This is a genomic window from Leisingera sp. ANG-M7 (genome assembly GCF_000813965.1).
Classification (GTDB): Bacteria; Pseudomonadota; Alphaproteobacteria; order Rhodobacterales; family Rhodobacteraceae; genus Leisingera.
In genome coordinates this window covers 237822-261962 of sequence record NZ_JWLI01000001.1, presented here as the reverse complement: position 1 = coordinate 261962, position 24141 = coordinate 237822, and the positions used below count along the sequence as shown (strand labels likewise).

Sequence of the window (24141 nt, the reverse complement as noted above, 5' to 3'; positions counted from 1 at the left end):
CGTCTCCCTGTTGTTGTCTGGCCGCCGCCTTGGCGCAGCGATGCAAACAGGCTAGGCATCAACGGCTTTAAGGGGTGCCCCGGAAGATTGTGGGGGGAATATGGGGAAAATACCCATAATGGGTGCAAATGTACCAGCGGCGGGTCCTTGCTGTGGAGGAAATCCGGGCCTTGGCGCATCTGCTGGTTTCTGGCAGCCTGTTTTCAAAGGATCCGGACGGAACCGGGCAGCTAATCACCTATTGGAGCGGGCAGAGAGCATGAACATCACACGGCGTCACTTCGGATTTGGCCTGGCAGCCTTGGGGCTGGGTGCCTGCAGCAGCACGGTACCGGCAGGCAGCGGCCCCAGCGGCACCTCCGGCCTGCCTGCGGACCTGCGGCCCGTGCCGAATGCTGGCTATGACGCTTGGGTTGCCGCCTTCCACACGCGGGCAGAGGCCCGTGGCATTTCCAGCGCCACACTGCGCGCCGCCTTCCGCGGCGCGGGCTATCTGCCCGGCGTCGTCAAACGCGACCGCAATCAGACCGAATTCAAGCGCTCGCTTGAGGATTACCTGTCTATCGCCGTCTCGGACGAGCGTCTGACCAAAGGCCGTGCTGCCTTTGCCCGTCACCAGTCAACCCTGCGCACGCTGGAGAGCAGCTATGGCGTTGATGCGGAAATCATCTGTGCGATCTGGGGGCTGGAGAGCTTCTTTGGCGAGCGCCGCGGCAACGTTCCGGTGATTTCCGCCACCTCGACGCTGGCCTATGACGGGCGGCGCGGGGCGTTCTTTGAAAAACAGCTGCTGGCGGCACTGAAGATCCTGCAGAACGGCGACATTACACCGGCCAGAATGACCGGCAGCTGGGCCGGCGCCATGGGGCATACCCAGTTCATTCCGACGTCCTACCAGGCGTTTGCTGTGGATTTCACCGGCGACGGGCGCCGCGATATCTGGTCGGAGGACCCGACGGATGCGCTGGCCTCCACCGCTGCTTACCTCCAGCGCAACGGCTGGACCCGCGGCCTTAAGTGGGGGGGAGAGGCTGGTGCGCCGGGCACCCCTTCGGGACGCAGCCTGCAGCCGCAGCCGGGCGGGCCTGTGTTCTCCGTCACCAGCAACTTCAATGCAATCAAGCGCTACAACAATTCAGATGCCTATGCGATCGGCGTGGGCCATCTGGCCGACCGCATCGCCGGCGGCGCTCCGCTGCGCGCCAGCTTTCCGCCGGATAAATACGGGCTGACCAAGGACGACCGCATCCTGCTGCAGAAACGCCTGACCGCGCGCGGTTTTGATACCGGCGGTGCCGATGGGGTGCTGGGGCCGAAAAGCCGCGCGGCGATCAGTGCCTATCAGTCCAGCCGCGGCCTGCCCGCAACCGGTGACCCGTCGCAGGCGCTGCTCAGAAGTCTGAACTAACGGCTACTCCGCCGAACTCAGCGCAATCAGATGCTGGCGCAGGTTCTCGCGCCGGCTGAGGCCCAGTTTCTGGCGGATGTTGTTACGGTGAAAGTCGATGGTGCTGGTTTCGCGCCCCAAGGTGGCGGCGATCTCTTTGGTGGTGCGACCCATCATGATCAGCTGCATGATCTCGGTCTCCGCTGGGGTCAGCTGTTCCAGCGCTTCTGACATCTTGGACGACAGGACGGAGGTGATGTTCTTCAGATTGTCCTCGATCATCATCAAATAGGCGCTCTGCAGCTCGCGCCCCGCATCCAGATGCCTGAGCTTGGCCACATAGGGCAGCACCATGCCCTTGATCTGCTGCACGATCTGCTGCTCGCTTTCGTGGCGCGACGCCTCCACGTTGTCGATCAGCACCCGCAGCGCGGTGTTGGCCTCCTCCAGCGCCTTGGTGCGGCGCTTGATGGTGTCCTCCCGTGCCCGTACCGTCTCGCGCAGTTCCGCCTGCGCCTGCTTGCGCTGGGCCACCTCCAGCAGAAGCGCCAGATCGCCCTCCACCACCCGGCAGAACTCCTGCAGTCCCTTGCGGAACATCAGCGCGCGTTTGTTGCGCCGGGTGTCGAGCACGCAGATGGTGCCGTAAATCTCCCCATCCGGCCATTTGATCGGATAACCGATGTAAAAGGACATGGCGTGTTCCATGTCCTCGTTGTCCTGCCAGCGCGGCTCGCACTGGGCGTCCTCGACCACCAGTTCGCCGTCGTTCTCAAAGACGCCAAAGCAGTAGAGCTTTTCGTTCAGTTGGTACTTGCGGCCAGGAAAATAGGGGTTGTTTTCCGCGGTGTTGGAGACCTTCACCCGGTGGTCCAGATCGACCGTTGCCATGATCAGTGCGGCGGGCACATCGGTCAGCTCGGCCACCAGATCCACCACCCGCTGCCATTTGGCCTGGGTCTGCGGGGGGATTGCGGGCTTGTCTGTACTCATGGCGCAGCTCCTTGACGCGCAAGGCTAGGGCAGGGGCTGCGGATCACAAAGAAAAATCTGGAAGCGGTCAGAAACCGGCGCCGGTGCCCTGCAGCACCCCATGCTCCAGCGCATACCGGGTCAGGCCCGCAGTGGAGGAAATCCCCAGTTTGCGTTTGATGTTCTTCCGGTGGGTCTCGACCGTTCTGACAGATATATCAAGCGTTTGCGCGACTTCCTTGTTGGACTTGCCCTGCGCCAGCTCCAAGAGGATGGTCTGCTCGCGCCCCGTGAGCGCCTCACGGATATCGCCGTCCTTGGGCTTCAGCGAGCCGGCGGCGCCGGTGCACAGATAGGTCTTGCCCTGCATCACCGCATCGATGGCCTGCTTGATTTCGTCGGTCGGCACATCCTTCAGCACATAGCCCATGGCGCCGTGGCTGAGCGCGGTGGAGATATACTCGGCGCTGTCATGCATCGAAAGGATCAGGATGCGGGTGCCGGGGTGCTGTTCCAGAATGATCTCGGTGGCGCTGAGGCCGCCGAGCTTGGGCATGTTGAGGTCCATCAGCACCACATCAGGCGCCAGCCGGCCCATCCGGTCCACAGCATCGCGCCCGTCTGTCAGGGAGCCGACAACTTCGATATCGTCATAGCTTTCCAGGATCGACTGGATGCCCTCAGCCACCATCGGGTGGTCGTCCACGATCAGCACTTTTACCGGATCCGCCATTATCCCCCCAACGGCAGTTGTCGAACTTTCCAAAGGCTGCGCTGGGTGCCGTATCCTCCCCAGGACTTACGGCAATTGCGCTGGTGTTCCTTCCTCGCCCGGCGGCAGCAGGTGGCTCAAGGGCAGGCTTGCCTCGATCACAGTGCCGCTCTGGGTGCCCCGTGATGACAGAATGCGCAAGGTGCCGTCAAGCTGCTCGATCCGCTCCTGCATGTTGCGCAGGCCGATCCCAGGCCCGGTGCGGGCATCACGCGGCGGCAGCCCGCGGCCGTTGTCGGAGATCCGCATGGTGGCGCCGCGGGTGTGGCCGCGCAGGTCGATGCTGACATTGGTTGCCTCTGCATGGCGCTCGATATTGGTCAGCGCCTCCTGCGCGATACGGTAGAGAGCGATCTTGGAATCCTGATCCAGACGATTGCGGAAAACAACGGTGGAGAACTCGGTTTCGATGCCCGTGCGCACTGCAAAGTCATCGGTCAGCGCCTTCAGCGCCGGCCCCAGACCCAGGTCATCCAGCACGCCGGGGCGCAGATCGCGGCTGATCCGCCGCACCTCCGTGATGGCGGTCAGCAGGTTCTCCGTGCCTTTCTCCAAAGGCGCCGCCGCGCCTTCTCCATCGCCGCGCGACAGGCGGCGGCGGGTGTTGTCCAGGGCATAGCGCACCCCGACCAACAGCTGGCTGATGCCGTCATGCAGCTCCCGCGCAACCCGTCCGCGCTCCTCTTCCTGGGCGTCGAACACCCGCTGGGTCAGCTCCTTCAGCTTGGCATCCGCCAGCCGCCGCTCGCGGATGTTCAGGAACATGCCGGAGGCAAACACCAGCGCCAGGGAAATCAGCGTGATCGCACCGATATACAGGAACGTGCGCTGCACACGCGCCTCAACCTCTGCCCGCGAGGCGGCGACCGTGGCCAGCACATCGTCGATGAAGACGCCGGTTCCGATTGCCCATTGCCAGTCCTGCAGGCCCAGCACATAGGCGATCATCTGCGCCTCCTCGCCGGTTGAGGGCTTCTCCCAGGTGAAACTGTGCCAGCCGGCGCCGTCGCGGGCGAGGCGGATGAACTCATCCACAACCGGGACGCCTGCGCTGTCCCGCAGCCCGGCCCAATTGCGGTTGATGTATTCGGTCTGCCGCGGGCTCACCAGGTTGGTGCCGTCATAGTCGTAGACGAAAAAGAACCCGTCCTTGCCGTAGATCATCGCGCTGAGGATCTGGGTGACCCGCTCCTTGGCGGCCGCATCATCGGGTGCTGCCAGGCCATAGATATGGGCAAAGCCGTTGCGCGCCTGGGTCACGTAATTGCGCAGCTCCGCCTTCTTTGCCTCCAGCAGCTGCATTTCCAGCGCCTGGATCTCGCGTTCGGCCAGGGCACGCGACTGATAGCCCACCACCAGCGCAATCGCAGTGCCCGCCACGATCAGCGGCAGGGTCATCAGCAGCGACAGTTTCTGCGCGTAGTCGGGGCGCAGCAGGGAACGGAACAGACGCATAAGCACTCCGCGGGAATGGGTCAGAATCGTGTACCGAATCATTGCGCAGCCGCCCAGAGGAATCAAAGGGGCAGGGGTGGTTTGCCCTTACTGCGGGTGTCCGCGGTTTTCTCATCGCGTGTGAAATGCATGCGAAGTGCTGCAATTACCGGCAAAAACGTTCCGTTCTACGCAGTACTAGGTATTCACATAAAATTCATCGCCGCTAGGCTGACCGCACTCGAACCGATCCGCCTTGGGGGGACCTGGGGCAATCCGAATTGATAATGGGAGGAATAATTAATGGATCGCCGTTCTTTCTTGAAAACATCCGCGCTGGGCGGGTCCGCAGCAGCAGCCAGCACCCTGGCGGCACCGGCCTATGCCCAGGGCAATCGCACCCTGACCATGGTCACCACTTGGGGCCGCGGCCTGGCAGGCGTGCATGACTCGGCGCAGTTCGTGGCCGACACCATCACTGCCATGTCCGACGGCACCCTGACCGTTGACGTGAAAGCTGCAGGCGAACTGGTTGGCGCGTTCGAAGTGTTCGACGCCGTGACCGCAGGCCAGGCCGACATGTACCACGCAGCTGACTACTATTTCGTAAGCCAGCATCCGGGCTATGCCTACTTCACCGCGGTGCCGTTCGGCATGACCCCGCAGGAACTGGTGAACTGGTACTACCACGGCGACGGCCATGCGCTTCATGACGAGCTCGGCCAGATCTTCGGTCTCAAGTCCTTCATCGGCGGCAACACAGGCCCGCAGGCCGGCGGCTGGTTCAACAAGGAAATCAACGGCCCCGAGGACTTCAACGGCCTCAAGTTCCGGATGCCGGGCCTGGGCGGCAAGGCGCTGGGCAAGCTGGGCGCATCCGTGCAGAACATCCCGGGCTCCGAAGTGTATCAGGCGCTGTCCTCCGGCGCGATTGACGGCACCGAGTGGATCGGCCCCTGGGCGGACGAAAAGGCCGGCTTCCAGGAAATCACCAAGACCTACTACACCGCGGGCTTCCACGAGCCGGGCGCAGCCCTGTCGGTTGCCACCAACCGCGACGTGTTCGAAGGCCTGTCGCCTGCCCATCAGAAGATCATCGAGATGGCATCGGCCGCCGGCCACCAGTGGAGCCTGGCGCAGTTCATGAACAACAATGGTGCAGCGCTGCAGCGCCTGCAGTCCGGCGGCGTGAAGACCCTGGAATTCCCCGACAGCGTCTGGGATGCCTTCGGTGCAGCGACCAAGGAAACCCTGGACGAGTTCATGGGCGACGAGCTGTTCGCAAAAATCCGCGGCAGCGTCGAAGCGTCGATGAAAGCCTCCTCCGGCTGGATCACCAAATCCGAAGGCGCCTACCGCGTTCAGCGCGACCGCGTCCTCGGCTGATCTGCCTGACCGGCATCAACCGGATCCTCCGCGCGCGCCGCGGGGGATCCTTTTCCAGTTGCGTGACGCGGGGCTTTAGGCCGGCCGAAGGGCCGCGCGCCTGACCCGCCGCAGCAAAGACCCCCGGGGGAAACATGCAGGAAGAGAGTGGCCTCACCTTCTTCGGCGCCATAGCGGGCGGATTGCTCTGGCTGGTCCAGAACATCGCCGGCGCCTTTTACAATTTCGGCTATGCCATCACCCATCCGCAGCTCTGGCTCGACTGGTCCGACAAGGCCTCGATCATGCGCTTCGTCTACTATGGCGGCTCGGTCGAGTTCTTCTTTGTCGTCTTCACCGCCTTCCTGGTGCTGACCGCCATCGGAGTTTACTTCCGCGGCTTCATGTGGGGCATGGTCCGCGGGCTGGAGGGGATGGCCAATACTGTCGGCCGCTTCTTTGCCTGGGCGGGCCTCTTGATGGTTTTGCAGCAGATCATCATCGTCTTCATGCAGCGGGTTTTCGCCCGGCCGGACATCAGCTTCGGCTTTGGTATCCCGTTCAGCCAGGACATCAGCTGGTTTGCCGAAGAACTGAAGTTTTACAACGCCTTGGTGGTCTGTCTTTGTGTGACCTACACCTTTGTGCAGGGCGGCCATGTGCGGGTGGACCTGATCTATTCCGGCATCAGCTTCCGCGCCAAGAAGGTCGTCGACATGCTCGGCTCGCTCTTGTTCATGATGCCCGCCGCGGTGCTGACGTGGATGTATGGCTGGTTCTTCCTGTGGCGCCACCTGATTGTGCCGAAACCCTCGGCCTCGGACACGCTTGACCGGCTGGTGATGAAATCCCGCGCCCTGCGCTGGAACGTGGAAACCATCGGCTTCAGCCCCAACGGGTTCAACGCCTACTTCCTGTTCAAGATCCTGCTGATCGCCTTTGCAGGCCTGGTGTTCCTGCACGCCATCGCCTTCTTCTACCGCTCCTTCCTGGAGTTTGTCGAAGGCCAGGGCAGTGAAAACAAATACCTCGACAAGGACAGCCTTGGAGAGGGTGAAGAAGCCTACGAAGGCACGCACTAAGGGGACGTCTTAAAATGCTATTTGGACTTGATGGCGTCGAGATCGGCCTGCTCATCGTATTCTTCTGCCTCTTCGGGGGCATTCTCTCCGGCTTTCCGGTGGCCTTTGCCATCGGCGGCGCCGGGATCATCTCCTTCGGGATTATCGCCGCACTGGACAGTGCAGGCATCCTGATCCACCAGGCTATCGACACCTCGTCGCAGGCCTACCGCGATCTGGTGGGATCCGGCATCAGGCCCGACAAGATATCCGTCTTCCGCTACCCGGACCTGCCGCGCATGGCGGAGCCGGTGTTTGTTCAGGGCTGGGAAGTGGCGCTGGACCGCAATGTCTCCTTCATCGTTAACCGGATGAACGAGCGGGTGCTGGCGGGCGCGTCGATTGAAACCCTGCTGGCGGTGCTGATGTTCGTGCTGATGGGCATCACCCTGGAACGCTCCAAGATCGCCAATGACCTCCTGACCACCATGGCGCGTGTCTTCGGGCCGCTGCCTGGCGGCCTAGCGGTGTCGATTGTGGTTGTGGGCGCGTTCCTGGCGGCTTCCACCGGTATCGTTGGCGCAACCGTGGTGACCATGGGGCTTCTGGCCCTGCCCACAATGCTGCGCAACAATTACTCGCCAGAACTGGCAACCGGTGTGATCGCCGCTTCCGGCACCCTGGGCCAGATTATTCCGCCGTCTATCGTGATCGTTCTTCTCGGCACGCTGGCGGGCGACCTCTACTCCACCGCGCAGGAAACCCGTGCAATGGAGGCAGGCTGCTCCGATGCGCTCACCTATCTGGGCGAACCGGCGGTGGTCTCGGTCGGCACGTTGTTCCAGGCGGCGCTGCTGCCGGGGATCCTGCTGGCGATCCTCTATGCCACCTATGCCTTTGGCTATGCGCTGCTGAACCCGCATAAGGCGCCGGCTGTGAACATCGAAGGCGGCACCGGCGAGGTGATCACCCGCAACGAAGGGCTGATCTGGTTCCTAGGCGTGCCTGCAGCTCTGATCGGCGGCGCGATCCTGCTGAACAGCTTCAACGTGATCGGCAGCCAGAACATTGTCGTGTCCACCTTCTCGGATGCTGGTGAAACCGCTTCGCTGCGCACCTCTGTCGGTGCGGAGTGCAAGGCGTCCATGATTGAGCTGCACGGGCAGGATGCCTGGGATGCTGCGGTCGAAGAGCAGAAGGCCATCAACGAGGCAGGTGGTGTGACCTTGGCCGAACGGCTGAGCGAAGAGCAAATCGCCGCCGCCCGTGAAGCCAAGATCGCTGCTGCTGCCCCCATCGGCACCGGCATCACCGTGATCATGGTTCTGCTGGGCCTGGTGCTGGCCTTCGGCCGCGGTGTGGCGCCGTCGCGCGATGCCAAGCCGCTGATCCTTGGTGCCATTGGCATCCTGCTGATTGCGCTGGTGGATCTGGTGGCTATTGCGCCCACCACCTCTGCCGGGGTGACTGTGCTGTGGATCGCACTGCCGCTGCTGCTGGCGCTCAATGGCTGCCGCGAGGCCGCGGCCCGCTGCGCAAAAAACGATCTGATCCGGGTGGTATTCCCGCCGCTGGTGCTGATCGTTGCGGTGCTGGGCTCGATCCTGGGCGGCATCACCAACCCGACGCCCGCCGCGGCGCTGGGGGCAGGCGGCGCCATCATGCTGGCGGCCTACCGCAAGCTGCAGGATGAGGGCAAATCGGGCAAGATCATCATCTGGTCGACCTTTGCCGTCATGCTCTGCATCCTGATCGGCATGAACTTCGATCTGCGGGTGAACCAGGGCGGCGTCTCTGTCGAGAGCTGGATAGCCTTCTTTGCAGCTTACGCGATGTACCTCTACGCGCTGTTTGGCCTGCTTTATGGCTGCTGGGTTCTGTTCCGCTCCGGTGTGCTGACCCCGGTGGTTCGGGAAACCGCCAAGGTGACCTCAATGGTCTTTACCATCCTGATCGGCTCGCAGCTGCTGAACCTGGTGGTGATCTCCTTTGGCGGCGAGCACTACATTCAGCAGTTCCTGAAGAGCTTCGACAACGAGATGACGGTCTTCCTGATCGTGATGCTGGTGCTGTTCTTCCTGGGCTTTGTGCTGGACTTCCTGGAGATTATCTACATCGTGATCCCGATTGTGGGACCGGTGATCTATGGCGGGTCGTTTGATCCGAAATGGGTGACCATCATGGTGGCGGTGAACCTGCAGACATCGTTCCTGACACCGCCCTTCGGCTTTGCGTTGTTCTACTTGCGCGGGGTGGCACCCAAGGAGGTGACGACAGCCCATATCTACCGCGGGATCGTGCCCTTCGTGCTGATACAGGTGGTGGGCATCGGCATCCTGTGGGCGTTCCCGTCGATCGTCACCATCGTGCCGGCGCTGATTCCGAACTGATCCGGGCATCAATGGCAAGAAACGGAAAAGGGGCCCCGAGCGGGCCCCTTTGCTTGTTTTGAAGGGGGCGGGGCGCTGCCCCTCTGCACCCTTGGCGCATTCACCCCGGAGTATTTGAAACCAGAAAGAAGCGGCAGGTCAGGCGAACTGGATCAAGTCCCAGCGGTTGCCGAAGGGATCGCGCCAGACGGCGACGGTGCCATAGGACTCATGCCGCGGCTTTTCCTCGAATGCCACCCCTTGGGTCACCATCGACGCGTGGTCGCGGGCAAAATCGTCGGTGGCCAGAAACAGCCCGACGCGGCCGCCGAACTGGTTGCCGATGGCAGCCTCCTGCTCAGGCCCTTCGGCACGGGCCAGGATCAGGCTGCCCTGCTGCGCGCCGGGCGGCAGGATCCGCACCCAGCGCTTGCGGCCCTGGTCGATATCCTCCGCTAGCTGCCAGCCCAATTGGCCGCAGTAAAAGTCAATGGCGGCGTCGTAATCCGGCACCACCAGCGAAATGGCATGGAGGAATTGCATCAGCGATCGCGGTGAATCGGCTGTTCGGGGAGCTGGATATTGGCAACCTGCTCAGCAATCGGGTCGGTCGACAGCGGGTGGCTGGCGGTCTCGAACTGCGCCGGATCGCTCATCTTCTTCCATTCGCTCTGGTGATAGATCTCCAGTCCGGAGAACTTAGCCTTGTAGCCCATCTTCTGGCTGCCGGGCACCCAGTAGCCTAGGTAGACATACGGCAGACCCGCTTCCTGGGCGATCTTGATGTGATCCAGAATCATGAAGGTGCCGAGCGAGTCCTGCGGCCGGTCCGGGGCGTAGAAGGAATAGACCATGCTCAGCCCGTCCTCCAGAACATCGGTCAGCGACACCGCGGTCAGTTCGCTGCTGCCCGGCGCCGCATATTCCACGACCCGGCTGCGCACCGGGGTTTCCTCGATCATCGCGGCGTATTCAAATACGTCCATATCGGCCATGCCGCCATCCGCGTGGCGGCTGTCAAGATAATTGCGGAACAGGGAAAACTGATCCTCAGTCGCCCAGGGCGATGTGGCGCGCCGCTCCAGATGGGCATTGCGCTTCAGAGTGCGTTTCTGGCTGCGGCTGGGGCTGAAGGCCGCCACGTCGATCCGTGCCGACAGGCAGGCGGAACATTCCGAGCAGGACGGCCGGTACAGCACATTCTGCGAGCGGCGGAACCCCTGCTGGCTGAGGCTGTTGTTCAACTGGTCCACCCCGTCGCCCTGAAGCGCCGTGAACAGCTTCCGCTCCATCCGGCCCTCCAGATAGGGGCAGGGCTGCGGTGCCGTCACATAGAATTGCGGCGCAATGGGAAGGGTATGGCGCATCGGAACCCGTCAGCAGTTTCGCGGAACAGGCGGAACAGATCGCCTGCAGTCCCAAGGATGATAGCAATGCGGTTCCGGTGCGCCAAGCGGTCTTGTGGAAAATGGTTTAACGCTGTCTTGCCGGTTTCATTCAAACCCGCCGGTTCAGCATCACGGTGCCAAGGAAATGATCCGTCAGCCCCTGGCCGCGTGAGGAGGTCAGCATCAGGATGACAGAGATCACCTGCAGGACGGGCAGCGCCAGCGACAGCGTGTAGCCTGCTGTGTGAAGCGCAGCCATGCCGCTGTCCATCCGGCGGCCTTCACCGTCGCGCAATTCGATGCCCGCAAAACGCATGCCCCAGGTAGCCGACCCGTTGGCGATGGTCACAGTGCGGTAGGCAAAGCCGACGGCCAGATACAGAAGCGGCCAGATGAAAAGGCCGGTGAAGGCGGTCAGCACCACGGCACCGGCGCTAAGCGCAAAGATCAGGATGCTGTCGATGATCCAGGCGATCAGCCGCTTGGCGGGCACAGACGCATAGAATTCTGCCTGGTAGTCGGGATCGGGCAGGGCGGTCATTTAAGGGTCCTTTGCTGAATGGGCACGGGGGAGGCATGGGGAAGCCCCGCCCGGACGGTGGGCGGGGCAGCCGGAGGGCGTTTGGATCAGTGGCGCTTGGGTTCGCCCTGGTCTTCTCCGTCGTCCTCCAGGTCTTCGCCGGACGCGGCATGGGCGCGCTCATCCATGAACTCGTCGAACTCTGCCTTGTCCTTGGCTTCACGCAGGCGCTGCAGGAAGGCCTCAAAATCATGCTGCTCCTGTTCCAGGCGGCGCAGTGTGTCAGCCTTGTAGGCGTCAAAGGCGCTGTTGCCGGAAGGCTTCATCGCCGAGTAACCGTGGCGGGCCCAGGATTTGCGGTGGCGGCAGGAGGATTTGCTGAACATGCGTTTGCTCCAGATCATGTAGAAGAGAAGGGCCAGGCCAACCGGCCAGAAGAACACGAAACCCAGGACCATGGCGGCGATCCAGGCGCTTTTGCCCTTGCTGTCCAGCCAGGCTTCGCTGCGGGAAAACCAGCCCTGTACCGGGGCGGCAGGGGCGGTCGGGGTGAAACTCGTCATCGGGGTCCTCCAGGTTGCGGGTCAATGTAAATCTCTTTCACATGATTGCATATCGGAAGCCGTCCGCGGGCTTTCAAGCCCCCATGTAAATCTTTTTCACATTTTAATGCTGGAAGACGCAGCAACAGCAGCCTGGCTCGAAATCCGCGTATACGGTTGGTGCGTACAGGAAGCTGCGAAGAAGGCTGGGAAGAGGGTGCGCGGTTATGCTCCGGTTACATGGCCGGATGCGGGGGAGACACTGCAATGCAGTTGCGAGAACCAGTCAGAATTCACGGACAGATCCAAACGCCCCTTGAAAACAAAACACTCTTAACTTCGAAATGGCTCCGTAACGGGAGCATAACCGTAACGTTAACATTACTTTAAAACTCAATCTTAATCTATGCGGGTATTCCTGACCCATGGTAAACCTGTGCGGCAGCGCGGCAATTCACCCATTGACGCCATCTTGCCTGCGGCACAGTCTCGCTCCATGACGACTGGCCTGACGATCTCCCGCATTCCCCGCCCTTATGACCCGGAGCTTGGCGCCGAGGCGCGTGCACTGGTTCCGGAACTGTCCGGCGCACTGGCACAGCTGGTTGCCGGCGCCTGCGGCTCCAGCCCGTACCTTAAGGAACTGACGGACCGGGAGGCTGACTGGCTGCCGGAAGCGTTGCACGATCCGGAGGCCGCATTGCAGCGGGTCTTTGCGGACTGCCGCGGGCTGGAAGCGGCGCAGCTGAAACCGGGCCTGCGCCAGGCCAAGCGGCGGCTGGCGCTGCTGACTGCTCTTTGCGACCTCTCGGGCGGCTGGAGCCTGGAGCAGGTGACCGGGGCGCTCACCGATTTCGGGGCGCTGTGTGCAGACGTAGCGATCAAGGCGGAGGTCGCCAATCTGATCCGCCGCAAGAAACTGCCCGGCCTGGCAGAAGACGACTTGGAAACCGCGGGCGGCCTCACTATCCTGGCGATGGGCAAGATGGGCGCGCATGAGCTGAACTACAGCTCCGACATCGACCTCATCTGCCTGTTCGACGAAACCCGGTTCGATCCGGAGGATTTCTACGAAGCGCGCCAGGGCATGGTGCGCGCCACCAAGAATATGTGCGCCGCGCTCAGCGACCGCACCGGCGACGGCTATGTGTTCCGCACCGACCTGCGGCTGCGCCCGGACCCGGCGGTCACCCCCGTCTGCCTGGCGATGGAAGCGGCAGAGCGCTACTATGAAAGTCTCGGCCGCACCTGGGAACGCGCCGCCTATATCAAGGCGCGTCCCTGCGCCGGCGATATCGCGGCGGGGGAGCGTTTTTTGAATACCCTGCGGCCCTTCGTGTGGCGGCGACACCTGGACTTTGCCGCGATCCAGGACGCCCATGACATCCGCCTGCGCATCCGTGAGAACAAAGGCACCGGCGGCGCACTCCACGTGCCGGGCCACGACATGAAGCTGGGCCGCGGCGGCATCCGCGAGATCGAATTTTTTACCCAGACTCGCCAGCTGATCGCCGGCGGGCGCGACGAGTCCCTGCGCCTGCGCGGCACGGTGGAGGGGCTGACCGCACTGGCGAACAAGGGCTGGGTGCCGCCGGAAGCGGCAGAGATTCTGACAGCCCATTACCGTGCCCACCGGGAGGTCGAGCACCGCATCCAGATGGTGCATGACGCACAGACCCACAAGATGCCCAAGTCGGAAGACGGCATCGCCCGCATCGCCTGCCTGATGGACCGGGACCCAACGGAACTGCAGGCGGAAATCAGAACCCGCCTGGAAGAGGTGCATGAGCTGACCGAGGGCTTCTTCTCCCCCGGCGCGGCGCCGCGGCAAGCGCCCTTGGCGGCGGATACGGCGGAACTGGATGGCGCCATCATCGCCCGGTGGCCCACCTATCCGGCGCTGCGCTCTTCGCGCGGCGCGCGGATTTTTGAAGGATTGAAGCCGGAACTTCTGTCCCGCGTGGCCAAGACCGCAAAGCCGGCTGAAACCCTGCTGGCGCTCGACGGCTTCCTGGCCGGACTGCCCGCCGGCGTGCAGCTGTTCTCGCTCCTGGGCGCCAATCCGCAGCTCATCGACTTGCTGGTGGATATCGCGGGCACCTCAAGCGATCTGGCCGCCTTCCTGTCACGCAATTCCGCCGTTTTTGATGCGGTGATCGGGGGCTCTTTCTTCGACCCCTGGCCGGGGGCGGACAGGTTGCGGGCGGAGCTGAAAACGCGTCTGGAGCAGGAAGAGGACTATGAAACCCGTCTCGACGCCACCCGGCGCTGGTGCAAGGAGTGGCACTTCCGGATCGGTGTGCACCATCTGCGCGGGCTGATCGACGGCCACCAGGCAGGCGCCCAGTATGCCGAACTGGCAGAGGTGGTGATTGCCGGCATCGCGCCGGAGGTTGTGGCGCAGTTCTCGGAAAAGCACGGGCCCCCGCCCGGCCGCGGCGCCGCAGTGCTGGCAATGGGCTCGATGGGGGCCGGGCAGATCAACGCGCAGTCCGACCTCGACCTGATCGTGATTTACGACCCCGCAGGTGTGGAAATGTCCGATGGCAAACGCCCGCTGGCCACAAGGCCCTACTACGCGCGCCTGACCCAGGCTTTTGTCACCGCGCTGTCGGCCCCGATGGCGCAGGGCCGGCTGTATGAGGTCGACATGCGCCTGCGCCCGTCCGGTACACAAGGCCCCGTCGCTGTCAGCTTTGCAGGCTTCACACTTTATCAGCAGAACGAGGCCTGGGTGTGGGAGCATCTGGCCCTCACCCGTGCCCGCACCATTGCTGGCGACCGCAGCCTGACCTCCGAAATCGAGGACTTCCGCACAGGCTTCCTGTCAGAGTCGCGAGACAGCGGCAAGGTTCTGCTCGAGGTTGCGCAGATGCGCGAACGGCTCGCTGCCGCCAAGACTCCTTCGGGTACCTGGGATGCCAAGAACGGGCCGGGGCGGATGATGGATATCGAGCTGCTGTCGCAGGCCGGCACGCTCACATCCGCCTCCGCTGCCCGCGATGTGGCCTCAGGTCTTCGGGGCGCTGTCGCTGCCGGGTGGCTGAATGACGCGGATGCAGAATACCTGACTGCCGGATACCGTCTATTCTGGTCCGTGCAATGCGCAGCGCGGCTGCTCTCTGCCAAGGCGCTCGATGCCGAAAAGATGGGGGAGGGCGGGGCGCAGTTCCTCTGCCGCACCACCGGGTTCGACCGGCTGGACGCGCTGGAGCAGGAGTTGCAGGACCGCTACGGCCGCTGTGCTGCGCTGATTGGCGAAACCTTGGAAAGGGAAGCAGCGGATGAAGACGGGCAGCACTGAACAGGACCCGCGCGGGCTGATCTACGAATCCTACCGGATCGAGGGCATCACCGATGCCCAGTGCCGCAGCATCTTCTTTGACTGGGCGCTGGGCATGGACGCCGCGCGCGACAGCCGCGCCGACATCCAGGCGCTGCTGGAGCTTTACGGCACTGCCCAGCCGGAGCATCCGATGACCGCAGTGCTGCGCGACGGGCTGCAAGGCGCCGAAAAACCGCGCCGCCGCGGCGGCTGGCGTTCACGCGAGCGCTAGGCTCAAGGCTGGCTGGCCGCTACGTGCAGCTAAATGTTTCAACAGACAGGATCGTCGGCAGGTGCCGGGCGATTTCCGACCAGCTTTCGCCTGCATCAAAACTGGCAAAGACTGAGCCGGAGTTGGTGCCGAAATAGACCCCTGCATTCGCATCGGTTGCCATGGCCTGGCGCAGCACGGTGAAGAAACACGCGCCTTGCGGCAGCCCTTCGCGTTTGGCCTCCCACGTCTCTCCGCCATCGTTGGACTTCCAGACCGCCGCCGAGGCTTCCGGCGGAAACCGCCCGGCGGCATCTCCGTTCAGCGGCAGCACCCAGATTGTATCCGGATCCTGCGGATGCACCGCTATTGGAAAGCCGAAGGTGGAGGGCAACCCAGCAGTAATGTCACTCCAAGTGCGTCCGCCATCGCTGCTGCGGTAGGTGCCATGGTGGTTTTGCTGGTATAGGAGATCACCTGGGCCGCGCTGCATGTTGTGCACGCAGTGGCCGGTCTCGCCGTCGCGCGGTGCAGCCGGGTGGTGATGCTCCGTGCAGACCGTGTCATTGGACAGCCGGTTGCGCCGCTCCCAGCTGTTGCCGCCGTCCTCGGTGGCAAAGACACCCGCCGCGGAAATCCCCAGCCACAGCTTCTCCGCGCTCTCCGGATCGCTCAGCAGCGTGTGCAGGACCAGTCCGGCGGCTCCGGGATTCCAGCTTTCGCGCGACGGGTGGTTGTCGAGAGCGGCATTCCTCTCCCAAGTCCTGCCGCCATCCCGGCTGGACAGCAGCGCTGCCGGTTTGGTGCCCGCAAAAAGGACCCCATGCGCTTGGTGCAGCGACCACACAGATTTGAGGTCCTTAAAAGGAACCTCCACAGGTTCCCAGTTGAAAAACGCCGCTGTTTCCGGGTCCGTGGCCGCCCATTCATCTATCTGGCCATTTGACAGCTTGCTGAGCTCCCATGCCTCGCCATCTTGAGAGCGCCAGACCCCGGCACCTGGCCAGTCGCCGCCACCGCCCGCCCACAGAATGCCGCTGTCCGGATCGCCGATCACATGGTTGATGCACCAGCCGTCGCAGTGGGGGCCGCTGACAGACCAGCCCTTGCCGTCCAGTGTCAGAACAAAGGCGCCCTTGGTGGTGCCAAGAAGAACTCTTGCGGATGTGCTCATGGCGGGTCCTCCTGCTGAAAGGTTACCACAGGCTGTTGCCAATGTCGTAGCGGCAGGGGCGGTCAGCAATGGGCTGCCGGGCAACAAGGGCATGCGGCCCCTTTTCCTGTCCCGTGCTTGCCGCTAAGAGGACCCCATGACAGCCTCCTCCGATGCGCTCCAGCGCCCCCGCGTGAAAATGAAACCCAAATCCAACGCCCGCGCCATCCGGCACGGGTTTCCTTGGGTTTATGCGAATGAACTGGTGACCGACCGCCGCACCCGCAAACTGGCGCCCGGCACCCTGGCGGTGCTGGAGGATGAAGCGCAACGCCCGCTGGGGCTGGTCTCGGTGAACCCGGAAAGCAAGATCATTGCCCGGATGCTGGACCGCAACCCGGAGGCGGTGATTGATCAGGCGTGGTTTTCCGCCCGCCTGTCGCGTGCGCTGGACATGCGCGAACGCTTGTATGAAGCGCCGTTCTACCGGCTGGTACACGCCGAATCCGATGGTCTGCCCGGCGTGGTGATCGACCGTTTTGGCGCAGCTTGCGTGGTCCAGCCAAATGCCGCCTGGGCCGAGGCGCATCTGGATCTGCTCACCGCCGCTTTGGCGGAGGTCACGGGGGCGGAGGTGATCCTGAAAAACGCGTCGGGCCGTACCCGCGGTCTGGAAGGCCTGGATGACGTGAACCACACCCTGCTGGGCGAAGCCCCCGCCGCGCCGCTTCCGGTGCAGATGAACGGCGCCACCTATATGGCCGACCTTACCGGCGGCCAGAAAACGGGGCTGTTCTTTGATCAGCGCGAAAACCACGCCTTTGCCGCCCGCCTGACCGCGCCGGGCGCCAAGGTGCTGGACGTGTTTTCCCACGTCGGCGGCTTTGGTCTTGCGATGCTGGCAGGCGGGGCAGGGCAGGCCACCTGCGTTGACGGCTCCGCCGCCGCGCTGGACCTGGCCGCGCAAGGCGCGGACGCTGCCGGGTTCAAGGACAAGTTCACCGCCCGCCAGGGCGACGCCTTCGACGTGCTGGCAGCACTTGGGGAAGAGGGCGAAACCTTCGACGTCGTCATCTGCGACCCGCCCGCATTTGCGCCCTCGAAACAGGCGCTGGAGGCAGGCCTGCGCGCCTATGAGCGCGTCGCCAAACTGGCAGCCCCGCTGGTCAAGCCCGGCGGATACCTGGGCCTCTGCTCCTGCTCGCACGCCGCTGACCTCACCCGTTTCCGCAACGCCTCCGCCCGCGGCATTGGCAAGGGCGGCCGCCGTGCGGCGCTCATCCATACCGGATACGCAGGCCCCGACCACCCGCAACTGCCGCAGCTGGCCGAAAGCGGCTATCTGAAGGCCGTGTTCTTCCGGCTGGACTGACGCAGGTGAAGCTGCTCCTCGACACTTGCGTCCTCTACCCGACGGTGATGCGGGAGATGCTGCTGGGCGCGGCGCGCCGCGGCCATTTCACCCCGCTCTGGTCCGCGCGGATCCTGGGTGAATGGGAGCGGGCTGCAGTGAAACTCGGCCCCGCCGGTACCGCACAGGCCAAGGCGGAGATCGCCCTGATCCGCGCCAACTGGCCCAAGGCGGAGGTCGCTCCGGCACCGGGTATCGAGGCGCGCCTCTGGCTGCCCGACAGCGCCGACACCCATGTGCTGGCCGCAGCCATCGCAGGCCACGCCGATGCAGTTGTGACCGTCAACAACAAGGACTTCCCGCGCCACACATTGGCAGAGGAAGGGTTGCAGCGCCTCGGCCCGGACGAGCTGCTTTATGGCTTCTGGCTGCAGGACAGCACCGGCATGGAGGCGCTGGGCGCAGCGGTTCTGGACGAAGCCAACCGCTTGTCGGGGGGCAGCTGGGAGATCCGCCCGCTGCTCAAGAAAGCCCGGCTGCCGCGGCTCGCCAAGGCGCTCTCTTCTTCTTTGTGAAAATACTCCGGGAGTTTGAGGGGCCGACCCCTCAACTCTGCTGTTGCCTCAGCCCTTGGCCCATTTGTCTTCTAGCCGTTCCAGCGCGGCGATGCGCTCTTCGGTTTTGGGATGGCTCATCAGCCAGGCCGGTGCCATGCCCGCCCGCTGCTGGGTCAGCGCCTCAAGTTTGGTGAAAAGGCTTTTCTGCGGCGCCAGCCCGATCCCTGCCTTGGTCAGCAGCGCGGCGGCATATTCGTCGGCCTCATATTCATCGCCGCGCGACAGCCTTGCTGCCAGCAGTGATGTCAGCACCCCGGCAATCCACGGTCCGATAAAGGGGATGTAGCGGCCCAGGATCATCATCAGCGCGGTGCGCAGCGCATTCTGGCCGGAGAAATCGATCATCCGCTTCTTGGCATGCCCCAGCGCCACATGGCCCAGCTCATGCGCGATGACCGAGGCCATCTCCTCGGCGCTGACATCGCCGTTCTGGTACTTGCGGTAAAACCCGCGGGTGATGAAGATCCGCCCGTCCGGCGCCGCCAGCCCGTTCACCGGATCGACCTCGTAGATATGGACCGGGATGCGGGCCACGTTCAGCGCCGCTGCCAGCCGGTCCGTCAGCTGTTTCAGCCTGGGGTCCGCCAGTTCGGTTGAGCGCTGGTCCAGCTCCCGGTGGGTGCGCCAGATCGAGATCCGGTACATGACAAGGCCATAGGCAACGGCCAGCAGAATTGGAAGTAGGCGCAGCATGGCACAGATATGGGCGGAAAGCCCGGCAGCAGCAAGGGTCAGCCTTGCATTCCGTGCAAACCGCCATGCAAAATCCGCACTCGCTGCCGGGTAGTCCATCCTATAAGGGGGGCTTCCCAAAGGCTCCAGTTAACAACGGCTTCCGGCACATGGCACCGCTTTCACAGCTCCGCAATATCGCTGACACCGGCGAGACCCTGCACCGCAGCGGCTGTGCGCCCTACAAGATCGAGAAATACCTGCAGTTCTATGCCCGCAAACAGGGCATCAACGTGATCGTGCAGGCCACCCCCACCTCGATCTCCTGCCAGTTCCCGGACGAGGACAACCAGTTCATCATCCGCCGGCTGGAGCCCGCGCAGATCAACCTCAGCCTGCTGGCGCGCACCATCATCCGCATCAATGCGGTGGAGGACCCGGGGATCGAGGAGCCGGGCCGCTATCCCGGCTGGCTGATCATGCTGGCCAATATCGCCATCCCGCCCGCTTTCCTGACCCTGATCGGCAGCGCGCTCACCACCATTGCGCTCTCGGCAGTGCTGGGCTTCCTGGTCTGGCTCTGCCAGCTGTTCTGCCGCGGCGACCGGGTGATCCTGGTCGAATTCCTGTCGGCGCTGGTCGCAGGCCTGACTGTTTCGCTGGTCAGCAGCATGGGGGTGGAGGTGCCGGTCTGGGGCACCTGCATTGCCGCCATCGTGCTGTTTGTGCCGGGACTGTCGATTGCCAACTCCTTGGAATGCCTTGCCTTCAATGACGTGATCTCCGGCTCCAGCCTGTTTGCACAGTCGATCTTTGTGCTGATGAAACTGTTCATCGGCATCTATATCGGTGTCAGCATCGGCGCGGCACTGTGGGGGGCAACGCCGCAGGTGGCGAACGTGAACGGGGTCTTGTGGTGGATGCCCTATCTGGCGCTGCCGGCGCTGTCGTTCTCGATCGGGGTGATCTTTAATGCACGCATGGCGGATATCCTGCGGGCGCTGCCGGTCACTGTTCTGGGCATGTGGGGCCCGCTGTACCTGGGCTTTGGCGGCGGCTGGATCGTCGGCACCTGGGTCACCGCCATGTGCATCACTCTCTATGGCACCTGGCTCGCCAAAACGCTGAACCTGACCGGCGCCATCTATATCGTGCAGGGCATCTTGATCCTGGTTCCCGGCAGCCGGGTGCTGATGAGCGCCACCCAGTCGCTGTTCAACGAGACGTTGATGGCGGATGCCAGCATCGGCCTGTCGGCGCTTCTGATGTTCTCGGCCATCGTGGCGGGGCAGGTCACGGCACTGGCACTCTATTCGCAGAAGAACCGCAACCTCGCCAGCTAGGGTCGGGACCCTATGCGCTGCGTTCGGCTTCGGACAGTTCCCATTCGCCGCCGGCCAGAGGCGCGTCGGTGGCTGCGGGCCAGCCGCTGGCCGCCACCGCATCCTGCAGTGCGGCATAACACTCGGGATCAATGCCGGAGCCGGACATGCCGTCCATGATGGCATAGGTCTTCTCCAGCGGCAGCGCCGCGCGGTAGGGGCGTTCGGCGGTCAGCGCATCAAAGATATCCGCCACTGCCATCACCCGCATCTCCTGGGTCAGCTGGCTGGCATCCATCCCGTAGGGATAGCCCTTGCCGTCCAGCCGCTCATGATGCGCGGCGCTGACATCTGCCAGATCCCGGAAGGCATGGATCCGGCTCAGCACCTCGTGGCCCAATACCGGGTGCTGCTTCATCAGGACAAACTCCTCCTCTGTCAGCTTGCCGGGCTTGTCCAGGATGGTGTTTGAGATCCCCAGCTTGCCGATGTCATGCAACAGCGCCCCGCGCACCATCCAGCGGCGGCGCTCAGGCGTATATCCCAGCTGGTCGCAGATCAGCCCGGTGTACCGCGCGACCCGCTGCGAATGGCCGTGGGTAAAGGGGCTCTTGGCGTCGATCACCAGCGAAAACGCCCGGGCGATCTCATCCAGGTATTCCTCGTCGACGGCATGGATGTGCTGCGTCTGCGGAGTGGCAAAGACCTCTGCCTCCAGTCCGGGGTCCTGCAGATCCGCCAGAAACCGCGGCCGCCGGATCACTGCGGTGAAGACCGGCACCAGGTCCGGATCGAACCAGGTTCCAGCGCGCCGCTCCAGTTCCTCTGCTGCGGCCTCAGCCCCCAGATCCGTGGCAAAAACATCCGTCACCTGCGCCATCAGCGCGATGCGCGCAAACAGCGGGATCGCATCGCCCGTCAGTCCCAGCGGCTGGCCGCCGCCGTCCCAATGCTCATCAAGGCAGGCGATGCCTTCCGCCACGTCTTCGGAGAACCGCATCTGCCGGGCAATCGCCGCGCCGCGGTTGCAGCGGGTCTCGATCAGCTCCCCGGCAATTTCGCTGTTCCTCGCCAGCACATTCTTCAGCGTCTTCAGCCGGGTCCACGGGGCAGCTGCGGCAGCTGTGTTGCGCCACAGGAAGCCAAGCCCTTGGCGCAGGCCGCTGACGGTCTTGAAGCTGCGTTTGAAAGCCAGGTCGTCGGTCATGTACAGCTGGCAGATCCGCGCCGCGTTGGAACTGCAGCCCAGATCTTTCATCAGCAGCGTGAAATAGAGGTCCGAGCGCGCCTGCGGCGCCAATCCCAGTTCGGCCGCCACCTGCATGCCGATCCAGCAGCAGCGGACGCAATGGCCTTCGGGCTGGCCTTCGGTCAGATCCAGCGCATGGCTGAGCGCGCCCAGCAGCTCGCCAAGGCGCAAGGTATCCTGCGGCGCGGCATTTCCGGCCTGTCCGGGACTGAAAGGGGAAACGTAATGTGTCATGGGCCTTCGGCAGGGAAAATGCGGAAGGCCCATGACAGCACGGACAGGATTAACCTGCCCTTACCCGGCGCAGGATAGGGGTGGGGACTCTGCGCCGGATTTTCCTAAAATGTCCGGGGCCGCCGGATGGCAGCCCCTTGCTCAGCAGTGCGGAGCCGCCTGCAGGCCGCCCCGGGGCACCCCGGCCCTAGTTCACACCCAGCTTGCCCGGGAACTCGATATTGATCTCCAGGCTCGACAGCTCGTCGCCGCGCTCCATGCGGATGTCGATCGCCTCGTCGCCGATCTGCATGTGGCGGCGGATCACGTCCAGGATCTCGCGCTGCAGCTGCGGCAGGCAGTCGGGGCGGGCGCCGCCGCTGCCGCTGCGCTCATGCGCCAGCAGGATCTGCAGCCGTTCCTTGGCGGTGTTGGCAGAGGCCGCTTTGCGGGGGCGAAGGGAAAATCCGAACATTCTTTACACCGCCCGCCGGAACAGCCGCTGCAGCAGCCCGCGACGCGGATCTGCGGCTATCCGCATCTCGATCTGCTCGCCGATCAGCCGGCCCACCGCGTCCTCATAGGCGGCAGCGGCGGCGGACGGGTCATCCAGCACGACCGGCACGCCGAGGTTGGAGGCACGCAACACCGCCTTGCTTTCGGGAATGATCCCCAAGAGCGGCACCGCCAGCACCTCCAGCACGTCCTCCACTGTCATCATTTCGCCGCTGTCGACGCGGGATTTGTCGTGACGGGTGATCAACACCTGCGCCTTCACCGGCTCCGCGCCGGTCTTGCCGGCCCGGTCGGTGATGCTGTTAAGGAGCCCCAGCACCCGGTCGCTGTCGCGCACCGAGGAGACTTCGGGGTTGGTGACCACAATGGCTTCATCGGCGAAATGCATCGCCATCTGGGCGCCGCGCTCGATCCCTGCCGGGCTGTCGCAGATGATATAGTCGAACTCCTTGCGCAGTTCGTCCAGCACCTTTTCGACGCCCGCCTTGGTCAGCGCGTCCTTGTCACGGGTCTGCGAGGTCGGCAGCACCGCCAGGTTTTCCAGCCGCCGGTCGCGGATCAGCGCCTGCTTCAGCTTGGCGTCGCCCTGAATGACGTTGATGAAGTCAAAGACCACCCGGCGCTCGCAGCCCATGATCATGTCCAGGTTGCGCAATCCGACGTCGAAATCGATCACCACTGTCTTGTGCCCGCGCCGCGCCAGCTCAGCGCCCACCGCCGCCGAGGTTGTGGTCTTGCCGACGCCGCCCTTGCCTGAGGTGACAACGATCACCTTGCCAAGCGGTTCTTCCAATGTCAGGTCCTTGCTCATTACAGTGCCTCCACACACAGCCGGCCGTCGCGCAGGAATACCTGTGCTGCGCGGTTCAAAAGCTCCGGCTCCAAATTCTCGTTCGTCCGGTAAAGGCCCGCCACTGCCAGCAGCTCCGCATCCAGCCGCTGGCAGAAGATGCGCGCGCTCTCGTCGCCCTCGGCGCCGGCCATCGCGCGGCCCCGCAGCAGACCGTAGACATGGATATTGCCGCGCGCGATCAGCTCAGCGCCGGAGCTGACTGGCCCAACCACCACCAGGTCGCCGCCCTCAGCCACAACGGTCTGGCCGGAGCGCACCGGGCGGGTAATCACAACGTTCTGGGGCGGGCGCAATTTCTTGGGGATTTCCCGGCGGGTGCCGGGGCCGGTGTTCAGCGGCGCGTCCTTGCCGCTCGCCAGCGTGATCAGCCCCGCGTCCTCTGCCGCAGCGGCCTGTGCGGGGGTGGCGTTCTGCACCCCGAAGACCGCCAGATCGCGGCTGCGCAGGCTGTCGGCCAGCGCCCGGATCTCGGCAGGCCGGCTCAGCCCCGGAGCCTGCGCCAGATCCAGGATCAGCGGCGCGCCGTCAAAGAAATGCGGGCTCCAGCGCAGCTGCGCGTCCAGCGCGGCATAGAACGCCTGGTCCAGCGGCCCGTCTTCGGGGCGCAAGGCGACCGCGGTGAAATACCGCCCGCGGATCTGGAACGGTTTCACGCTGGCGGCAGGGGCGCTGCTACGCGGTTTGATGTCTTGATGCGGCACGCTCACGCGATGCTCCTGCTCGGAAATGGCGGCCTTGTTTTGCCGCGGCTTTTCCCTTGGGTAGCGCCAGGCAGGCAGGCCGTTCAACCGCAGCCGGTCAGGGTCGGCGGACATGCGCCTGCCGTCATGTCTGGCGGCGGATTTCCGC

The 24141-nt window shown here is 63.8% G+C and carries 22 protein-coding genes; 9 read left to right on the top strand and 13 right to left on the bottom strand.

All coding sequences use genetic code 11. The annotated features are described in order from the left end of the window. Positions 1-259: 259 nt before the first annotated feature. Complete coding sequence (locus RA26_RS01295; RefSeq protein ID WP_039178713.1) at positions 260-1408, top strand: lytic murein transglycosylase; 1149 nt, start codon at positions 260-262, stop codon at positions 1406-1408. A gap of 3 nt (positions 1409-1411) precedes the next feature. Here RA26_RS01295 and RA26_RS23340 read toward each other — a convergent pair whose 3' ends face one another. From RA26_RS23340 to RA26_RS01280, 3 genes are all read right to left on the bottom strand, one after another. Next, positions 1412-2380: a LuxR C-terminal-related transcriptional regulator gene (locus RA26_RS23340; RefSeq protein ID WP_039178711.1), complete on the bottom strand. Its 969-nt coding sequence runs from the start codon at positions 2378-2380 to the stop codon at positions 1412-1414. A 67-nt stretch (positions 2381-2447) separates the two neighbouring features. Then, positions 2448-3092: a response regulator transcription factor gene (locus tag RA26_RS01285; RefSeq protein ID WP_039178708.1), complete on the bottom strand. Its 645-nt coding sequence runs from the start codon at positions 3090-3092 to the stop codon at positions 2448-2450. Between the two features lie 66 nt (positions 3093-3158). After that, on the bottom strand, positions 3159-4586 hold the full coding sequence (locus RA26_RS01280; protein WP_039179892.1) for a cache domain-containing protein: 1428 nt from the start codon (positions 4584-4586) through the stop codon (positions 3159-3161). Positions 4587-4868: 282 nt separating this feature from the next. Here RA26_RS01280 and RA26_RS01275 point away from each other — a divergent pair, with 282 nt between their 5' ends. The 3 genes from RA26_RS01275 (at position 4869) to RA26_RS01265 (ending at position 9381) form a co-directional block, all read left to right on the top strand. Then, the gene (locus RA26_RS01275; protein WP_039178705.1) at positions 4869-5951 is read left to right on the top strand and encodes a TRAP transporter substrate-binding protein; all 1083 of its coding nucleotides are present in this window, start codon (positions 4869-4871) and stop codon (positions 5949-5951) included. 134 nt (positions 5952-6085) lie between these two features. Beyond that, positions 6086-7012, top strand: coding sequence for a TRAP transporter small permease subunit (locus tag RA26_RS01270; RefSeq protein ID WP_039178703.1), 927 nt, complete (start codon positions 6086-6088; stop codon positions 7010-7012). Positions 7013-7026: 14 nt separating this feature from the next. Then, positions 7027-9381, top strand: a complete 2355-nt coding sequence (locus tag RA26_RS01265; RefSeq protein ID WP_039178699.1) for a TRAP transporter large permease — start codon at positions 7027-7029, stop codon at positions 9379-9381. Positions 9382-9519: 138 nt separating this feature from the next. Here RA26_RS01265 and RA26_RS01260 read toward each other — a convergent pair whose 3' ends face one another. From RA26_RS01260 to RA26_RS01245, 4 genes are all read right to left on the bottom strand, one after another. Continuing rightward, positions 9520-9903, bottom strand: a complete 384-nt coding sequence (locus RA26_RS01260; protein ID WP_039178695.1) for a VOC family protein — start codon at positions 9901-9903, stop codon at positions 9520-9522. After that, the gene (locus RA26_RS01255) at positions 9903-10727 is read right to left on the bottom strand and encodes an arginyltransferase (protein WP_039178692.1); all 825 of its coding nucleotides are present in this window, start codon (positions 10725-10727) and stop codon (positions 9903-9905) included. Before RA26_RS01255 ends, RA26_RS01260 begins: the two co-directional genes overlap by 1 nt. Before the next feature lie 130 nt (positions 10728-10857). Further along, complete coding sequence (locus RA26_RS01250; RefSeq protein ID WP_039178689.1) at positions 10858-11289, bottom strand: RDD family protein; 432 nt, start codon at positions 11287-11289, stop codon at positions 10858-10860. A gap of 86 nt (positions 11290-11375) precedes the next feature. Next, a complete protein-coding gene (locus tag RA26_RS01245; RefSeq protein WP_039178687.1) occupies positions 11376-11831 on the bottom strand; it encodes a DUF2852 domain-containing protein in 456 nt (151 codons plus the stop codon). Between the two features lie 475 nt (positions 11832-12306). Between RA26_RS01245 and RA26_RS01240 the strand changes: the two genes are divergently transcribed. Continuing rightward, entirely contained in the window at positions 12307-15114 is a 2808-nt protein-coding gene (locus RA26_RS01240; RefSeq protein WP_039178683.1) for a [protein-PII] uridylyltransferase family protein, read from the top strand. Next, a complete protein-coding gene (locus RA26_RS01235) occupies positions 15095-15367 on the top strand; it encodes a hypothetical protein (protein ID WP_039178681.1) in 273 nt (90 codons plus the stop codon). Before RA26_RS01240 ends, RA26_RS01235 begins: the two co-directional genes overlap by 20 nt. Before the next feature lie 19 nt (positions 15368-15386). Here the strand turns inward: RA26_RS01235 and RA26_RS01230 are convergent, their stop codons facing one another. Continuing rightward, positions 15387-16520 (bottom strand): WD40/YVTN/BNR-like repeat-containing protein, encoded by a 1134-nt coding sequence (locus RA26_RS01230; RefSeq protein ID WP_039178679.1) that lies wholly within the window; start codon positions 16518-16520, stop codon positions 15387-15389. 136 nt (positions 16521-16656) lie between these two features. Here RA26_RS01230 and RA26_RS01225 point away from each other — a divergent pair, with 136 nt between their 5' ends. Next, positions 16657-17871, top strand: coding sequence for an RSP_2647 family RNA methyltransferase (locus RA26_RS01225; protein ID WP_039178676.1), 1215 nt, complete (start codon positions 16657-16659; stop codon positions 17869-17871). A gap of 5 nt (positions 17872-17876) precedes the next feature. After that, positions 17877-18425: an RSP_2648 family PIN domain-containing protein gene (locus RA26_RS01220; RefSeq protein WP_039178674.1), complete on the top strand. Its 549-nt coding sequence runs from the start codon at positions 17877-17879 to the stop codon at positions 18423-18425. A gap of 48 nt (positions 18426-18473) precedes the next feature. Here the strand turns inward: RA26_RS01220 and RA26_RS01215 are convergent, their stop codons facing one another. Continuing rightward, the gene (locus RA26_RS01215) at positions 18474-19160 is read right to left on the bottom strand and encodes a M48 family metallopeptidase (protein WP_039179889.1); all 687 of its coding nucleotides are present in this window, start codon (positions 19158-19160) and stop codon (positions 18474-18476) included. A gap of 149 nt (positions 19161-19309) precedes the next feature. Between RA26_RS01215 and RA26_RS01210 the strand changes: the two genes are divergently transcribed. Next, the gene (locus tag RA26_RS01210; protein WP_039178672.1) at positions 19310-20482 is read left to right on the top strand and encodes a threonine/serine ThrE exporter family protein; all 1173 of its coding nucleotides are present in this window, start codon (positions 19310-19312) and stop codon (positions 20480-20482) included. Between the two features lie 10 nt (positions 20483-20492). Here RA26_RS01210 and RA26_RS01205 read toward each other — a convergent pair whose 3' ends face one another. The 4 genes from RA26_RS01205 to minC all read right to left on the bottom strand — a co-directional run bounded on the left by RA26_RS01205 (position 20493) and on the right by minC (position 23999). Continuing rightward, the gene (locus RA26_RS01205; RefSeq protein ID WP_039178669.1) at positions 20493-21944 is read right to left on the bottom strand and encodes an HD-GYP domain-containing protein; all 1452 of its coding nucleotides are present in this window, start codon (positions 21942-21944) and stop codon (positions 20493-20495) included. Positions 21945-22131: 187 nt separating this feature from the next. Continuing rightward, positions 22132-22398, bottom strand: coding sequence for a cell division topological specificity factor MinE (minE, locus tag RA26_RS01200; protein ID WP_039178667.1), 267 nt, complete (start codon positions 22396-22398; stop codon positions 22132-22134). Between the two features lie 3 nt (positions 22399-22401). After that, positions 22402-23250 (bottom strand): septum site-determining protein MinD, encoded by an 849-nt coding sequence (gene minD, locus RA26_RS01195; protein WP_039178665.1) that lies wholly within the window; start codon positions 23248-23250, stop codon positions 22402-22404. Beyond that, the gene (minC, locus tag RA26_RS01190; protein WP_052272293.1) at positions 23250-23999 is read right to left on the bottom strand and encodes a septum site-determining protein MinC; all 750 of its coding nucleotides are present in this window, start codon (positions 23997-23999) and stop codon (positions 23250-23252) included. The genes minD and minC overlap by 1 nt, the downstream gene beginning before the upstream one ends. Positions 24000-24141: the final 142 nt, after the last annotated feature.

Coding starts and splice junctions, on each gene's coding strand:
- RA26_RS01205 (WP_039178669.1), bottom strand. CDS start 21,944: ATGACACATTACGTTTCCCCTTTCAGTCCCGGACAGGCCGGAAATGCC.
- RA26_RS01230 (WP_039178679.1), bottom strand. CDS start 16,520: ATGAGCACATCCGCAAGAGTTCTTCTTGGCACCACCAAGGGCGCCTTT.
- RA26_RS01240 (WP_039178683.1), top strand. CDS start 12,307: ATGACGACTGGCCTGACGATCTCCCGCATTCCCCGCCCTTATGACCCG.
- RA26_RS01215 (WP_039179889.1), bottom strand. CDS start 19,160: ATGCTGCGCCTACTTCCAATTCTGCTGGCCGTTGCCTATGGCCTTGTC.
- RA26_RS23340 (WP_039178711.1), bottom strand. CDS start 2,380: ATGAGTACAGACAAGCCCGCAATCCCCCCGCAGACCCAGGCCAAATGG.
- RA26_RS01235 (WP_039178681.1), top strand. CDS start 15,095: ATGAAGACGGGCAGCACTGAACAGGACCCGCGCGGGCTGATCTACGAA.
- RA26_RS01270 (WP_039178703.1), top strand. CDS start 6,086: ATGCAGGAAGAGAGTGGCCTCACCTTCTTCGGCGCCATAGCGGGCGGA.
- RA26_RS01280 (WP_039179892.1), bottom strand. CDS start 4,586: ATGCGTCTGTTCCGTTCCCTGCTGCGCCCCGACTACGCGCAGAAACTG.
- RA26_RS01210 (WP_039178672.1), top strand. CDS start 19,310: ATGGCACCGCTTTCACAGCTCCGCAATATCGCTGACACCGGCGAGACC.
- RA26_RS01275 (WP_039178705.1), top strand. CDS start 4,869: ATGGATCGCCGTTCTTTCTTGAAAACATCCGCGCTGGGCGGGTCCGCA.
- RA26_RS01285 (WP_039178708.1), bottom strand. CDS start 3,092: ATGGCGGATCCGGTAAAAGTGCTGATCGTGGACGACCACCCGATGGTG.
- RA26_RS01250 (WP_039178689.1), bottom strand. CDS start 11,289: ATGACCGCCCTGCCCGATCCCGACTACCAGGCAGAATTCTATGCGTCT.
- RA26_RS01295 (WP_039178713.1), top strand. CDS start 260: ATGAACATCACACGGCGTCACTTCGGATTTGGCCTGGCAGCCTTGGGG.
- RA26_RS01245 (WP_039178687.1), bottom strand. CDS start 11,831: ATGACGAGTTTCACCCCGACCGCCCCTGCCGCCCCGGTACAGGGCTGG.
- minD (WP_039178665.1), bottom strand. CDS start 23,250: ATGAGCAAGGACCTGACATTGGAAGAACCGCTTGGCAAGGTGATCGTT.
- RA26_RS01265 (WP_039178699.1), top strand. CDS start 7,027: ATGCTATTTGGACTTGATGGCGTCGAGATCGGCCTGCTCATCGTATTC.
- RA26_RS01260 (WP_039178695.1), bottom strand. CDS start 9,903: ATGCAATTCCTCCATGCCATTTCGCTGGTGGTGCCGGATTACGACGCC.
- RA26_RS01255 (WP_039178692.1), bottom strand. CDS start 10,727: ATGCGCCATACCCTTCCCATTGCGCCGCAATTCTATGTGACGGCACCG.
- RA26_RS01225 (WP_039178676.1), top strand. CDS start 16,657: ATGACAGCCTCCTCCGATGCGCTCCAGCGCCCCCGCGTGAAAATGAAA.
- minE (WP_039178667.1), bottom strand. CDS start 22,398: ATGTTCGGATTTTCCCTTCGCCCCCGCAAAGCGGCCTCTGCCAACACC.